Source organism: Dysgonomonas gadei ATCC BAA-286 (genome assembly GCF_000213555.1).
GTDB classification, from domain to species: Bacteria; Bacteroidota; Bacteroidia; order Bacteroidales; family Dysgonomonadaceae; genus Dysgonomonas; species Dysgonomonas gadei.
This window is the reverse complement of the sequence record NZ_GL891989.1, coordinates 136,009-150,117: the sequence shown is the minus strand read 5'-3', so window position 1 is coordinate 150,117 and position 14,109 is coordinate 136,009. Positions and strand designations below refer to the sequence as shown.

13 protein-coding genes and 1 pseudogene are annotated in these 14,109 nt (G+C 30.9%); 10 read left to right on the top strand and 4 right to left on the bottom strand.

Features of this window, described 5'->3' with window-relative positions:
• From HMPREF9455_RS17825 to HMPREF9455_RS17815, 3 genes and pseudogenes are all read left to right on the top strand, one after another.
• A pseudogene (locus HMPREF9455_RS17825) lies at positions 1–409 on the top strand (ATP-binding protein); the annotation flags it as partial.
• Between the two features lie 222 nt (positions 410–631).
• Positions 632–1,411: a hypothetical protein gene (locus HMPREF9455_RS20840; protein WP_006801140.1), complete on the top strand. Its 780-nt coding sequence runs from the start codon at positions 632–634 to the stop codon at positions 1,409–1,411.
• A 170-nt stretch (positions 1,412–1,581) separates the two neighbouring features.
• Complete coding sequence (locus HMPREF9455_RS17815) at positions 1,582–2,610, top strand: hypothetical protein (protein WP_006801139.1); 1,029 nt, start codon at positions 1,582–1,584, stop codon at positions 2,608–2,610.
• A gap of 196 nt (positions 2,611–2,806) precedes the next feature.
• On the opposite strand, the gene HMPREF9455_RS17810 is transcribed toward HMPREF9455_RS17815, so the two are convergent.
• On the bottom strand, positions 2,807–3,304 hold the full coding sequence (locus tag HMPREF9455_RS17810; RefSeq protein WP_006801138.1) for a hypothetical protein: 498 nt from the start codon (positions 3,302–3,304) through the stop codon (positions 2,807–2,809).
• 108 nt (positions 3,305–3,412) lie between these two features.
• Between HMPREF9455_RS17810 and HMPREF9455_RS17805 the strand changes: the two genes are divergently transcribed.
• A complete protein-coding gene (locus tag HMPREF9455_RS17805; RefSeq protein WP_006801137.1) occupies positions 3,413–3,631 on the top strand; it encodes a helix-turn-helix domain-containing protein in 219 nt (72 codons plus the stop codon).
• Between the two features lie 5 nt (positions 3,632–3,636).
• Here the strand turns inward: HMPREF9455_RS17805 and HMPREF9455_RS17800 are convergent, their stop codons facing one another.
• The gene (locus HMPREF9455_RS17800; RefSeq protein ID WP_044216660.1) at positions 3,637–3,864 is read right to left on the bottom strand and encodes a hypothetical protein; all 228 of its coding nucleotides are present in this window, start codon (positions 3,862–3,864) and stop codon (positions 3,637–3,639) included.
• A 109-nt stretch (positions 3,865–3,973) separates the two neighbouring features.
• Between HMPREF9455_RS17800 and HMPREF9455_RS17795 the strand changes: the two genes are divergently transcribed.
• The 5 genes from HMPREF9455_RS17795 (at position 3,974) to HMPREF9455_RS17775 (ending at position 10,820) form a co-directional block, all read left to right on the top strand.
• Positions 3,974–4,600, top strand: a complete 627-nt coding sequence (locus tag HMPREF9455_RS17795) for a recombinase family protein (protein WP_006801136.1) — start codon at positions 3,974–3,976, stop codon at positions 4,598–4,600.
• Positions 4,601–5,100: 500 nt separating this feature from the next.
• The gene (locus tag HMPREF9455_RS17790) at positions 5,101–6,723 is read left to right on the top strand and encodes a recombinase family protein (RefSeq protein WP_245532206.1); all 1,623 of its coding nucleotides are present in this window, start codon (positions 5,101–5,103) and stop codon (positions 6,721–6,723) included.
• Positions 6,724–6,889: 166 nt separating this feature from the next.
• Complete coding sequence (locus HMPREF9455_RS17785; RefSeq protein ID WP_006801133.1) at positions 6,890–8,065, top strand: tyrosine-type recombinase/integrase; 1,176 nt, start codon at positions 6,890–6,892, stop codon at positions 8,063–8,065.
• A gap of 10 nt (positions 8,066–8,075) precedes the next feature.
• Positions 8,076–9,074, top strand: coding sequence for a virulence RhuM family protein/type II toxin-antitoxin system death-on-curing family toxin (locus HMPREF9455_RS17780; protein ID WP_006801132.1), 999 nt, complete (start codon positions 8,076–8,078; stop codon positions 9,072–9,074).
• Positions 9,075–9,239: 165 nt separating this feature from the next.
• Positions 9,240–10,820: a hypothetical protein gene (locus tag HMPREF9455_RS17775; protein WP_006801131.1), complete on the top strand. Its 1,581-nt coding sequence runs from the start codon at positions 9,240–9,242 to the stop codon at positions 10,818–10,820.
• Positions 10,821–10,871: 51 nt separating this feature from the next.
• On the opposite strand, the gene HMPREF9455_RS17770 is transcribed toward HMPREF9455_RS17775, so the two are convergent.
• Positions 10,872–11,297: a hypothetical protein gene (locus HMPREF9455_RS17770; RefSeq protein WP_006801130.1), complete on the bottom strand. Its 426-nt coding sequence runs from the start codon at positions 11,295–11,297 to the stop codon at positions 10,872–10,874.
• Positions 11,298–11,487: 190 nt separating this feature from the next.
• On the opposite strand from HMPREF9455_RS17770, the gene HMPREF9455_RS17765 reads away from it, so the two are divergent.
• Positions 11,488–11,913, top strand: a complete 426-nt coding sequence (locus tag HMPREF9455_RS17765) for a hypothetical protein (RefSeq protein ID WP_148401920.1) — start codon at positions 11,488–11,490, stop codon at positions 11,911–11,913.
• Between the two features lie 63 nt (positions 11,914–11,976).
• Here HMPREF9455_RS17765 and HMPREF9455_RS17760 read toward each other — a convergent pair whose 3' ends face one another.
• Positions 11,977–13,566, bottom strand: a complete 1,590-nt coding sequence (locus tag HMPREF9455_RS17760) for a hypothetical protein (protein WP_006801128.1) — start codon at positions 13,564–13,566, stop codon at positions 11,977–11,979.
• Positions 13,567–14,109: the final 543 nt, after the last annotated feature.

The window sequence follows — 14,109 nt, the reverse complement described above, 5'->3', positions numbered from 1 at the left end:
ATGTCCATAGGGCTGGGATTAAGCTTGCCTGAGGGCTATACGGTCTTTTTACTTCCGTACGCGACTGCTTACACAAATCAGGGAATGCAGGTCTCAAAAAAGTCTCAGGCAGCTTGAAATGCGCTTCCAGAGATACGATATGGTCATCTGTGACGAGTTTGGATATGTCTCTTGTGATAAGGAAGGAGGAGAACTGCTCTTTAACCATCTGTCCCTAAGAGCCGGTAAGAGGTCTACAATCATTACAACAAATCTTGCTTTTGACAGATGGGGGGAAATAGTAAAGGATAAAGTTCTCGTGGCTGCCATGGTAGACAGACTCACGCATAAAGCATATCTTATCAATATGAATGGACAATCTTACAGAGTTAAAGAAACTAAAAAAATGTTACAATCTAATGAGGAATAAATATCTTTAACCAATCTCGTCCGAGACACTTAGTGGTATACTTTTCAATTACTAAGTGGACTACTTTTCAATTATATTATACATGAATTGAGGGAGTGAGTACGGAAGTTGTAATATTATATTTTCAAACAAAAAATATTCTTATCATTATAATCTATAATATTGTTTTTTCAATTAAGTGTATGTGTAATAATTAAATAGATATATCTATAAAAGTTAAGAATGAGAGATGATTTTTCTAAGATAACAAAAGAAATTCTTGCTAAACGAGTAAGTTTTAAATGTTCTAATCCAAATTGTAAAAAAATAACAATTGGAGCTCATTCCGTAGATGATAAAATAATAAATTTAGGAGTGGCTTGTCATATTACGGCAGCAGCAAAAGGAGGTCCAAGATTCTGTGAGGAAATAACCCAAGAACAAAGAAAAAGTATTCAAAATGGTATTTGGCTATGCCAAAATTGCGCAAAACTAATTGACACTGACATAAATAAATATAGTTATGATGAATTAATAAAATGGAAATCACTTGCAGAAAAAGAATCATTATCTGTAATTACAAGTGATTACACCCAAAAAAATCAAAATTCAACTCTTTTCGATAAAAGAATACTTGCTTATGAAAAGCTTTATTATGAAATAAGAGAAGTAGATATTTTATTAAAAGCTTTAATTGATTCTAAAGAAATGTCAATCCAAGAAAAGAAGGATGCCGCATTTTATTTGGGTCTTCAAATTGCACAATTTACTGATGATAATAGTTTTTATCTCCAAAATGAGATTACTGTACAATGCGTTGGTACATTTATCGGAGTAGATGATATTTTTTCTCCGAATAGTAAGATAAGTAAAATAAGTTTAGACAATTACAATAAAAATATTAGGGCATCACAAGAACTTCTGAAATCTGTTAATGAAAAAGGGTTGATTGATACTTCCCAAAAAACTGCACTAATGTCACGATATTCTGAACTTAAATCAGAACAAAATGATTTTCTTTGATTAAAATATTTTCAATAACTATTTACATTGAACTTTTAGAATCTTATATATAATGTGATATAAGATTGAAATATGTTTTACTCTACTATCAAGAAGGGGAAAATGTATGCTGTAGACTACATAGTTTATTCAATTATGTAATCTATAATAATAAAAAGTAAAACTTTAAAATGAATAGTTATGAAAATAAGAATTTAAAATTTGATACTGTAAAAATTAGGACAAAGAAAGAATATTTTAAAGAACCAATAGTATCGTTCACACCAAACATTAATCCAAATGGGGAATGTACAGGGATGTATTATAATTCCAAAAAAGATAAATCAATACCTTATAATTTATTTATAGGAATTAATAATAACTCTCAATCATTAACCTTAGAATTTTCATCTAAAGTTCTGTTAGATGATTACCCTAAACTAATAACAAGGGCAACACTACGGCAATGCTTAGAAAACATTAATAGGTTAGGTATATGCACTATTGATGTCAATAATATTATCAATGATTGTTACTTTGATAAGATACACATAACACGAGATATAGACTATCACTTAACCAATGATGTATTTACTTCTCTAAACTCTTGTGTTGGTAACTATAGACGTTATAAATGGGAGCACTACGAGGGTGAAGGTATCAGATATTCCAAAGATGTAAAGTCTAAAGAATGTAAAGAAACTATTGTTATATATGATAAAGAAAAAGAGATACAGAGTAGTAAGAATAAACAGTTTTTTGATTTACTTGATAATCCTGATGCTGTAATAGGTTACTTTAGTGGCAAAACACGCTTTGAAATGGAATTGGATTCACCAAATAAGATATGTAAATTTCTCAATATTGGTTCAACCCATATCAATTATATATTCGGGTCGGATGTAAACCCTTTACTTGTTCAATTCAACAAAGTCTTTGGTAAAGGTGAAATTGAAAATAAGTATTCTATTACTAACTATGAAGATTATTCGATGCAAGCTATCATTGAAAAACATAATGGAGATTTAAAGAAGATTGAACAAGAGATGAAAGACCTTCATGTGTATAGCTCTAATTCTCGTACAGGTTTATCCAAACGAATGAAAAAGATAAGACAGCTACATTCTGAAATGTATAACAAAACACACGGTTCTATCAATATTTTAGCTGAAATCAGGGGAAAACTAAGCTCAAAACTGCCATATTTTACACACTCGTGACACAGACCGTATATGTATTATTGCATGAATTTACGAAAAATGGCTATTTCAGTGAGATTTTGGCGTAAAGCAATTGAGAGGTGTATGAGATTTAGTTTTTTTGTAGCAAAATAAAAATGTGTCAATATAATCTATAAGTCGATATATTGACACACTTAGTTTTGTATCAGTTTAATTTAAAAGGTTATATTGATTTTCAAATGACTTTATAAGTCACTGTTAATGTGCCATTAATGACAATTGTTTTTTTAAGATTAGAAAGATATTTAGCTTCTTTAAATTCAACAGTTAAGACCTTTTTAGAATTATCTACGTTTTTAACAATGATTTTCCCTGATTGATAGCTGTCTTGCACAAACCATTCAGAACCTTTGTTACGTTGAAATAAGATGCTGAACTTAGATGTAACATCTGTTTCTGTACTGATGCTTTCTTTTGCTGAAAATTCGGCTTGGATATAAACACGTTTTTCGGTTGTTTGGACATCATTTACCCAAAAGGCAAATACCCCATCTTCATATTCAGCTTCTAAATCTGTTATCTCTACAGATTTTCCATCAACAGTTAGTGAAGATTTTGTATTTCCACCATCTTCAATATCATCATCGTCATCGTTCCCACACGCTGAAAAACTAATACTGATACAACAAACCATTACTAAAACAGATAAAAATTTGAAATAATTCTTTTTCATGAAAAATTGATTTTAATTAATTAAATAAGTTTTAGTTATCATAAATGATAACCATGTGCGAAGATAATAGCATTTTCTTTAGTTATCAAATATGATAATTAAAAGATTATGAATAAAGAAGATTTGCTAATTGCTATAGGTAAGAATATCAAAAAGATACGAGAAGAAAAAAAAATTAGTCAAGCTGAACTTGCAGCAAGATGCAACTATGAAAAGTCTAACATGAGTAGGATTGAGTCGGGAAAAACAAACCTTACTATTGGTACATTGCTGAACATTGCTGAATCATTAGATACAACAATTATACATATCGTTGATATAAGATAGAACCTTTATACAGAGCGTTTCTTTTGCTGTAGCACACCTTTTCTAATTATTACCTTATCATTAACATACTTCTCGTTTAAACCTCGATTATATAAAGTTTGTGGTGCTATTCCTATACTATCTTTTGATAAAGTGTCATAGATAGCTTGTATTGAGCCAAAATAATAATGTTCATCTGTAGTCAAAATATGAACATGAATAATCTGTCTTTGTTGTGATTCTTTTCCTTTCATTCTACAAATATACTACAAAATAGTAAATATAATTAAAATAACTACTTTTACATTTGGTAAATATATTAAATATAATTACTCTTGGATAATAATCATAAATGATAACAAAATGAAGCGAGTTTGTATATATTCAAGGGTAAGTTCAAGTAATGGAACACAAGACTATCAACGTCAGATTAACGATTTAAGAGCGTTTGCAAGCCAAAACAACTATGAAATAGTAAAGGTGTTTGCTGAAATGGTCAGTGGAGCTAAGAAGAACTCAGAACGACCTGCTTTGATGGAATTGATAGACTTTGTTAATACCAATGCTATAGATAAGGTTTTGGTAACAGAACTTAGTCGTTTAGGTCGTGATACATTACAAACTCTACAAACCATCGAATTACTTAATCAAAACAAAATTTCATTATATATTCAAAACTATAACATTGAAACACTGACAGCAGACAAAGAGATTAATCCTATGTCTCAATTCCTAATCACCATACTTGCAGAAGTTGCACGCATGGAACGCAAAACCATTCGTGAACGTGTAGAATCGGGGTATAAGAACCATTTAGCGAATGGTGGTTCAGTAGGTCGTAAAGTCGGTTATAAAAAAGATAACGAAGCTATGAAAGCACAGTACACTGAGGATATAAAACTCTTAAAAAAAGGATATTCGTTGCGAAACATAACTAAAATTACAGGTACATCTGTAAATACTTTACGCAAGGTAAAAGCACTGATGTAGGTAGAGGGGGCGTATCCCTACCCCCCACCCCCTATCTGCGTATCCCCAAAATATTTTTTAAAGAAAATAGGGGTACTCAAATACGGGGTATGGTTAGCTGTATATCTTAGGTCTGAAAAATTTTCTAAAATATTTTTAACTTTTTTTCAAATATTTTTCTCTTTTAATTTTATTAATGGTATATTTGTTAAAATCACAAATTGGTAATAGTAGTATGCAAGAAATATCTTGTATGCCTGTTGTTTACATTCGGTAGTTAATGCTGAGTGTAGACCTTTTTGTGTCTGCTGTAGTCTGTGGCAGCAGTAAATATTTAATCGACAGACACCTAAATAAAGAGTATAAGATGAAAGTTAATGTTAAGTTTAGAAGTATGCAAAAAGATTTTAAACAGTGGAAAAAATAAATATACAGATAATGAAATAAAGCTAATAAGAGATTTTGTCTTCTTTTTAGCTGAATTACAAATAGAGAATAATAATATAGAAAATTAATAAGTTATGATGAATAAATATAAAAATGCTGTGATATACTGTAGAGTAAGTTGTGATGAACAGGCAAAAGGTACAAGTCTTGATTTTCAAGAAGCATCTTTAACAGAATATTGTAGAAGAAATAATATCAATGTTCTGCATGAGCCTTTTAGAGAAGATTACAGTGCTAAAACATTTTCTAAAAGACCCGAAATAAAGAAAATGATGAATTTCCTAAAATCACATAAGAATGAAGTTGATGTAGTTCTATTCTATACTTGGGATAGATACTCAAGAAGTTTAGAATATGCTTTAACTAATATTAGGCAGTTAAAGAAATTAAATATAGAAGTAAATTCTATTGTGAATCCATTAGATAATAATGCGTCTGACTTTCCAACAATGTTAGGGATTTATATAGGAAGTGCAGAATCAGAGAATAACAAGATATCTTTGAGAACTAAAAATGGTATTCATGAAAAGGCTGAAATGGGAAAATGTACAAACAAAGCACCAAGAGGGTATCGGAATGTTCAAATAGACGACCATAACAAGTATGTAGAAATAATTGAAGAAGAAGCTATAATAATACGTCAAATTTTTGCAGAGGTGGCAAAAGGAGTAGAAACCGCAACCTACATACGAAAGCAGTTTCTACGAAAAGGATACAAGATACCTGAAACCTCATTTTTTGAGTTGTTGCGAAATCAGTTTTACATAGGACAGATATTTGTTCGTGAGTTTGTAGATGTGGCAAATGAACGAAAAACTATTCCTGCTCATTATGTAAAAGGGTTACATGAGCCTATCTTAAAAACAGAAAAGGAAGTTGAGAATTTTTGGAAAGTACAAGAAATTCTTGATGGGAAAAAGAAAAAGACACCAAAACTATCAAAAAAAGTACACCCTGATGCTTTTTTAAGAAAGTATTTGAAATGCCCTGTATGTGGTGCATCTATGACAGGTGCACCAAGTAAAGGAAATGGAGGAACTTACTATTACTATAATTGTAGTAAGGATGGAAAACATTTTAGATGTAGGGCTGAAAATGCTATTGAAGGATTTACTAAATATATATCATCATTAAAACCCAATAAAGAAGTATTAAAGTTATATACAGAAGCCTTAAATTTTTTGAATAAAACAAATAATGAAGAAAAGGAAATTGATATTCAAAAATTTGATATTGAAATTATGCGAATAGAAGAAAGAAGAAGTAAGTTAGAGGATATGTATATGGATGAAAAAATAAAACAGGATGATTACGATAGAATGAAGGAGAGATATAAAAAAGAAATTGCAGTCATTCAAGAAAAAAAGACAATAGAAGAAAACCTAAACCGTTCTAATATCGAACCAAAATTGAAATACTCTATTGACTTGATAGACAGAATGGATTACTACATAAAAGAGGGTAAGGTCGAAGTAAAATGTAAGCTATTAAGTTCAATGTTTCCCGAAAAAGTAGTTTTTGATGGAAATTCATATCGAACCAATTCTTATAATTCTGTATTGGATTTAATATATAAACAAACCAATGAGTTACGAGGTAAAAAAAGAAAAAACGGAGAGAGTTTTTCAACTTTCTCCATCTCAGTACCCAGAGCCGATACAAAACCTACTAAACACCATCCAATCAAAAGAATATAAATATTTAATATTTAGATATTTATATTCTTTTTGTAAAGTTCTATTTTTCCTTAATTTGAGTATTTTGTGTTATTTTTTACACCTTTTTTACACCCCAATTGAAATATTATTTTACCTTTGTCAATAAGAGTTAAGAAAGAGAATACAACCTCAAAATCTTATAATAATGGCTAAGATTCAAACAAAAACTAAAGAAAATCCCAAATTACAGCAAAAAGCATTAGCGGATGGCAGGCAAAGTTTATATCTTGAATACTACATGGGATATAATAAAGTGGTTGATGAAAATACAGGTAAAGAAAAAATAAAACATATACGAAGCAAAGAATATTTAGGGTTATATCTTTTAGCAAATCCAAGAACACCAGAAGAACGCCAGAAAAACAAAGAAACTCTAGCTTTGGCTAGTGAAATTCGAACAGACAAAGAAAGAGAATTAGTTAACCAAAAGCATGGTAAAGTATCTCCGGTGAAACAAAAAATAAATTTCATTGACTATTATCAGTCCTATGTAGATGCTTACACAAAGAAAGATATTCGTATGATGGAAGGGTGCCTCCAGCGATTCAAAGATTTCTTATCTGAATACTACCCTGCATTAAAAGTCAATATTCGCCCCGATCAGATAGATAAAGATATGATGATTAAGTTTGTCGAATATTTACAAAGCCGATCTGTGGGAGAAGGTGCGAGAGGATATTTCCAACGCTTTAAGAAAGTAATTAAACATGCAACCGAAAAAGATATATTCCTTAAAAACCCTTGTAATGGAGTTACATGTGTAGTTGATGATAGTGCTTTAACTAAGGATGTACTAACATTAGAAGAAATACAACAGCTTGCTAAGACTCCGTATCAGAATGGTGATATAAAAAGAGCTTTTCTCTTCTGCTTATATGCGGGATTAAGATATTGTGATGTCGTTGACTTAAGATATAGCAATGTAGACTATTCGAGTAAGAGAATCAAGTTTGAACAAGCTAAAACAAAAGGCCACTCGAAAAATTCCATCGTCATTATTCCTCTTAGCCACACCTTATTAAGCCTTATCGGAGAAAAGCCTAAGAAAGATGATTATATATTCAAATTACCAAGTCATACAGGATGTTTGAAAGCTCTAAGAACGTGGGTTGCCCGTGCAGGAATCGATAAGCACATTACTTGGCATTGTGCCAGGCATTCATTTGCAGTCAATTTATTGGGAGAATGCCAGACTGATATAAAAACAGTAGCATCACTTTTAGGGCATAGTGGGCTGAAACACACTGAGAAATATACCCGTGCGGTAGATTCATTAAAAGAAAAAGCCGTAAATTCATTGCCTGAAATTAGCTTAGAATAAACATATAACCATGAATAAAGGAGAATTGAAAATCGGTGATAGCCAAATTATAATATATCAAACACCCGATGGTAATACACAATTAGATGTTACTTTAGAAAAAGAAACAGTATGGCTAACACAGGCTCAAATAGCTAATCTATTTGGCACAAAGCGTCCTGCTATAACAAAACATCTAAATAATATATATAAATCAAATGAATTAGACGAGAATAGCACATGTTCCATTTTGGAACATATGGGTAACGATGGTAAACAGCAATACCAGACTAAATTTTATAATCTGGATGCAATCCTATCTGTCGGATATAGAGTTAATTCAAAAAATGCAACATTATTCCGTATTTGGTCAAATAAAGTTCTAAAAGACTATCTTGTAAAAGGTTTTGTTGTCAATGAACAAGCTAAAGTAAAGCAATTGCAAGAAGCGTTGGCTTCTATAAAGGTATTAACAGGAATAGCGACCAGAAGCGAAACAACAAAGGAACAAGCCAATGATATATTGCAGGTAATTAGTGATTATACTTATGCCCTTGATACATTAGACAAATATGATTATCAATCTCTTGAAATAGATAATACTACAACAGAAGAGGTATTCCATGCAAATTATGATAACGCAATGGAAGCAATAGAAACTTTGCGGGAAAAGTTCGGCAGCGGAGGTCTTTTTGGAAATGAAAAAGACGAATCGTTCAAAAGTTCTATTAGTACCATTTATCAGACCTTTGGTGGAGAAGATTTATATCCAAGTGTAGAAGAAAAAGCAGCAATGTTATTATATTTAGTTGTTAAAAACCATTCTTTTAGTGATGGCAACAAACGGATTGCAGCATTTCTCTTCTTATGGTTTTTAGAAAACAATGGCATCTTATATAAGTCAGATAGTTCAAGATTGATAGAAAATAACACCTTAGTAGCTCTTACTTTGATGATTGCAGAGAGTAAGACTGAGGAAAAAGATGTGATGGTAAAAGTAATTGTTAATTTGATAAATAGAAACAATTAAGAATAAGACATAAAGAAAGTTGTTAATATAAGTCAATGAGTAAACCCTCTATTAAGTTAAATTGTTTTAAATAATATCGAATGAAGTTACAAGACCTTAATTAAAACTATTTAACGCTCTCTTTATTAAAAATATTAGCAATATCTAACTTAAAATCTTAAGATTATGAGAAAAATCATTTTTTTATTTAGTATTGTAATACTTTTTGCCAGTTGTAGTCAAGATGATTTATCGCAACCTACAAGCAATAATGAGTCGCAAGAAGTAGCCAGATTAACCGATGTAAATTATCCTCTAAAGGCTGAATTTGCAAGAGCATTAGTCAATGTTTTAGCTGAGAATCAAAGTGCAAGAAAACTCATTAAAGACGAATCGCTTAAAAAGTTTAATTATGATTATGATGTAATGTATTTATTAATTAACGAAATTCCTTTAGACGACGGACAAACCTTTGACGATTTGATGCTTAATTACATTGATTCTAACACTTTTAATTTAATAAAAGAGAAATTGCCAACATTAACAATGTTTGTTCCTGAATTGCCTGATAATACATTTTCAGCCGAATTATGGGATATAACTAAAGAAATTCCACAAGTAGCCATACGAACAACAAATACGAATGATGTTCCGATGATTGATGTGTCGGGTGAAGAATGGATATTAGAAGGTCAATATATCCCACTCTTCCCTGTTGTAGTTGTAAAAGAGAATGAGCGTATTGTGTGGAATCCGAATGCAACTAAAACCTTAAAATCAAGTATAGGTAAAAAAACTTCATTTGCTTTTATCCATGAGGATTATAATAACTCAGAAGCTAAAAAAAACTTGAACACAAAGTCTATTGTAGTTGACGGATATACTATACCTACTGATTTAGAGAAAGTATATCAATCTTATGATATATATAGTAATTATAGTGGATGGCAACGTGATTATATTTATTATAATATGACCCCAACGCAAACTAAAGGAGTATTCAATTACGATTATATAGAACATATAGTAGGCTTTCAACTTCTAGGAGATCCTGTTACTGGAGATGCTCAAGGAATTATAAGAAAAATAGCAGATCAGACTGGAGATCCAACTCAGAAACCAGATAGAAGCGGAAATCTAACAGCATGGACAGATGGTGAATTTGAATTCCATGTTAAATTATACATAGGAAACATATTAGGCACTGGTAATGAAATGCTTAAAATAATCAGAGCTTCGGGTTATGATTTATTTTCTGCTCAAACTAAACCAAATCCTGCATATACAGGAATAGGAAGTAATGCTCCTAGGGCTATTTTCAGTCATTTGAGTTGTAACTATTTAAAGGTTTCACAACCCCTTTTCGAATGGGATCTTGAGAATATAAGTCCTACAATAAGAATATCTGTTGAAGAATATGATCCTTCCCAATCAACAGTTAGTACCCAATCGACAGCTACAAAATTCGCAACAAATTTTGGGTTTGATGAAAGTTGGGGGGAAAAAGTGAAAAAAGGTTTAAAATTTGGAGCTAGTGCTGAGACCACAAAAACAGTGACTTATCAGGTGACAACGACTTTGAGTAGTGATAAATTAGGAGATATCATAGTTAATTTTGGAGATAATATAATTCACAATAAAGATCTTATACGCAGACAGCTACGAGGAGGAGGTAGAGGCGAAAATCGAGATCTTAATTTCAATCAAAAATATACATCTGGAGATTTTCAAATATTCATTGCACCTAAGCTTGTTGGTGCAAAATGATCAAATCTATTTGTATAATAGAGGCTGTTAGTTATGGCAGCCTCTATTCTTTTAAGGATTATTGATAATCTTGCAATTTATAGGATATTCTTTTCCTGAATATGTGTGCATAGCTATTCTATCTTTATAATAATTGCTGACGACAACAACAGTAAACATCTCTTCTAAATATTTAGGCTGTATAGTATTCATGCCATTATTATTAACTATATCTGATTGGTCTGGTATATATTCCTTGTCATTTTTTATAAATTTCCCATCCCCTTTATAAATTGAACCAAAGAAATCCATTGAGTCATATCCATAATATATATAAATATTTGAACCTATATCAGGATTTTCTGTAAAGCTATTTTCTTTTAGAAAAAATACACTTACATTGATATTCTTATCAACAACCTCATTTTTGTTATCATCATTGCATGAATATGAAATACTAGTTAGTATCAACAGCCCTATAAATCCAATCTTTTTCATAAAGTTTTAGGTTTTAATTTTCTGTATCAAATATACAAAATATAAACTTAGTTAGATTATTATATTTAACCTCTTACCTTATTGCGATTAATTCCTCTATGAAAATTACTCCAAAAACCGGATATATTTGAGAGTAAATATTTATATTTGTATGAATCAAAATCAAGTAATAACATATATTTATATTGCTATGAAAAGATTTATAATATTTATTGGTATATTATCACTAATAGTATTTACAGGATGTGATAAGGATGATAATACAGACCCTATTGTAGAGACTGACAATGACATTAGAATTAGTGCAGTATATACAACTAAAGAAAATCCAAATAAGGAGTTTGTTGATTTCGGTTCGAAGATTTATATATACTACGAAGCTGAAATTTATGGTTCCCTATATGAGGGTAATGGAAAGTTTATAAATAATAATAAAGTGTTTACGCCTGCCCAAACGGCTGAAATAGATATGACTGGTATTACTGTTATTACGCCAAAATATATAGATAAACAGATAACTATAGTAATAGAAAGTGCATACTACAATAGATTATCCATAGATAGCCATTTGTCAGCAAAACGTCCCATAAGTATAAAATTGATAACTAAACCATAAAAACGGATAATACCGGTTTTTTATGATTGAATTCAAAATTTAGCAAAAAATAAGAGATTTTATTTAATATAATTTCAAAGGTGCGATACCCAGTTTAACCCATCCTGTATTGTAGTTAGGACTTAAGTTCGGAACATAATGGGGAGTAGCACTATATGTAGGACCGTAGATATTATCTCCGTTATATTTATAAACATACACCGTCCGAACATTATCATTAATTATTACGTCATCACCGAAGCTAACAACAGTTTCCCCTAATTCATCATTACCTTTAGTTACTGTAGATTCGAATGTTGTAGAAATTGTACGCTTTGAAGACCCACCCCATTTCAGGCCAACCTTATCACTTTCTCCGGTTGTTGAACTTTGTTCAAAGTTTGTTGCGAATTCTGCGGTAGTCGTAATAGAAGATTTTTGAGATTCTGCATTATCAACTTCTTCTACTGCAATTTTTATAGCATAGGCAAATGTTTCCAGATCCCATGTAAACAAAGGTTGATTAACCACAGTCTCTCTTACATTAAAATTACCGGTGAATTGAGCATAACGAGGCCCGGTTATCTCCATTATAGGCTCAAATAGTTCAGACGGTTGCACCCGTATTAATTTGAAGGTTTCAGTACCAAAGCCTGCTATATTCCCAACATAAATTTTAATTTTAAATTCAAATTCGCCATCTGTCCAACCTGCAAAACCACCATATCTGGGATGTTTACCTTTATGATGCGGGTCATCTTTCTGGTCTCCTATTTTAGCTAATGCCGCTAGGCCATTTCCTGTAAGTTGGAAAGTGACAATACTTTCAACTATAGATTTATCTAATGTGCCTCTGGTCTTAGTTGGAGTTAAATCATAATAGCTATAATCCCTTTGCCATCCATTTGAATTTTTAAAATGTTTGTACGCATCTACTGTTTTTTTTATATGAGTCGGTAAATCAGCTTCAGTCGGATTTGGATTTACATTTGACCCTCTACTTTTAGTAGTTTTCTGATTTTCGGAATTATTAAAAATTTCATCTATAAAATAGAACTGTTTTTCAGTATTAGCAGACTTTAAAACTGAAGATGTTGATTTTAGGCCATCACTGGTTCGTGTGGCTATCCTCTCATTTACCTTGACTACAATTGTTGGAAATATTGGAATACGGTCATCGTCTATTAGTTCCACATTCCCATTCTTTTCATAAATCTTTACTCCATTAAGTTGAGGGTCTATTAAAGCTATTGCTATTTCATCATTGGCAGTGTTCCACGTTTCAGCAGAAAAAGAATTAGCAGGTAACACTGGAACAAATAGAGATATTGTCGGGAACAATTCTTCAATTCTCTCCAGAGATCTAAGGTCAATGTAATTGAGCAATAAACCCCTGAAGGTATTACCGTCACTAAGCGTTTCATTTTTTATCAATTCATAGAGAACATCATAATCGAAGTTGATTTTCTTTAATGCTTCATTCTTTATCAAGACCCTTGATTCAGTGCTTTCATTAATTACTTTCACTAGAGCTCTACTAAATTTTTCTTTTAATTCTAATTCTGTCTCAGAATTCTTTACAGAAATTGAAGTGTTATCATTTTGTTCTTCAATTTGATTACTACAAGATGTTGCAATAATGACACATAAAATAATAAAAATGAGATTTTTCATATGGATTAAATTTTAATTAATAAATAAAGCTTGTAAGGCTAGGTTTTATAATATTAACACTTTTATGTTAAAGAAAGTTCATCCTGTTTAATGTAATCTTGTATGTTCTAATTTAAAATTTGGTTAAGGCAATTATGTATTATGTGTAATATTTTGCTCCAACTTTGCCATGTATCATAAAATTTCCTTCATTATAACTGTACATTTATCTATACAATTCATTATATTTGTTTTATGTGGGATTTTAAAATATTAGGATTATGGATATTAATTTAGTTAGTAGTCCTAACTTCAGGAGAAACTAGAAAAAAATACTTTGAATTGGTAAAAAGAAAAAGGGTTGTTATAACCTAAAGAGGGACTAATCTTTATAAATAGGGATTGAGGATATACTGAAAAAATATCCTCGCATTAAAGAATGAATTGAACATTAACATTAAGAGTTTCCTCTACATAAAGTTGAAAGAGGGGTTCCTTAACTATCGCAAATAATGCGATACTTCATATCTCATTATCTTTTATAGTAATCCATAATATTTTTAT

Bases quoted from the DNA above. Each gene is read 5' to 3' on its own strand.
- HMPREF9455_RS17805 (WP_006801137.1), top strand. From the start codon at position 3,413: ATGAATAAAGAAGATTTGCTAATTGCTATAGGTAAGAATATCAAAAAG.
- HMPREF9455_RS17800 (WP_044216660.1), bottom strand. From the start codon at position 3,864: ATGAAAGGAAAAGAATCACAACAAAGACAGATTATTCATGTTCATATT.
- HMPREF9455_RS17815 (WP_006801139.1), top strand. From the start codon at position 1,582: ATGAATAGTTATGAAAATAAGAATTTAAAATTTGATACTGTAAAAATT.
- HMPREF9455_RS17770 (WP_006801130.1), bottom strand. From the start codon at position 11,297: ATGAAAAAGATTGGATTTATAGGGCTGTTGATACTAACTAGTATTTCA.
- HMPREF9455_RS17760 (WP_006801128.1), bottom strand. From the start codon at position 13,566: ATGAAAAATCTCATTTTTATTATTTTATGTGTCATTATTGCAACATCT.
- HMPREF9455_RS17795 (WP_006801136.1), top strand. From the start codon at position 3,974: ATGAAGCGAGTTTGTATATATTCAAGGGTAAGTTCAAGTAATGGAACA.
- HMPREF9455_RS17780 (WP_006801132.1), top strand. From the start codon at position 8,076: ATGAATAAAGGAGAATTGAAAATCGGTGATAGCCAAATTATAATATAT.
- HMPREF9455_RS17790 (WP_245532206.1), top strand. From the start codon at position 5,101: ATGATGAATAAATATAAAAATGCTGTGATATACTGTAGAGTAAGTTGT.
- HMPREF9455_RS17765 (WP_148401920.1), top strand. From the start codon at position 11,488: ATGAAAAGATTTATAATATTTATTGGTATATTATCACTAATAGTATTT.
- HMPREF9455_RS20840 (WP_006801140.1), top strand. From the start codon at position 632: ATGAGAGATGATTTTTCTAAGATAACAAAAGAAATTCTTGCTAAACGA.
- HMPREF9455_RS17810 (WP_006801138.1), bottom strand. From the start codon at position 3,304: ATGAAAAAGAATTATTTCAAATTTTTATCTGTTTTAGTAATGGTTTGT.
- HMPREF9455_RS17775 (WP_006801131.1), top strand. From the start codon at position 9,240: ATGAGAAAAATCATTTTTTTATTTAGTATTGTAATACTTTTTGCCAGT.
- HMPREF9455_RS17785 (WP_006801133.1), top strand. From the start codon at position 6,890: ATGGCTAAGATTCAAACAAAAACTAAAGAAAATCCCAAATTACAGCAA.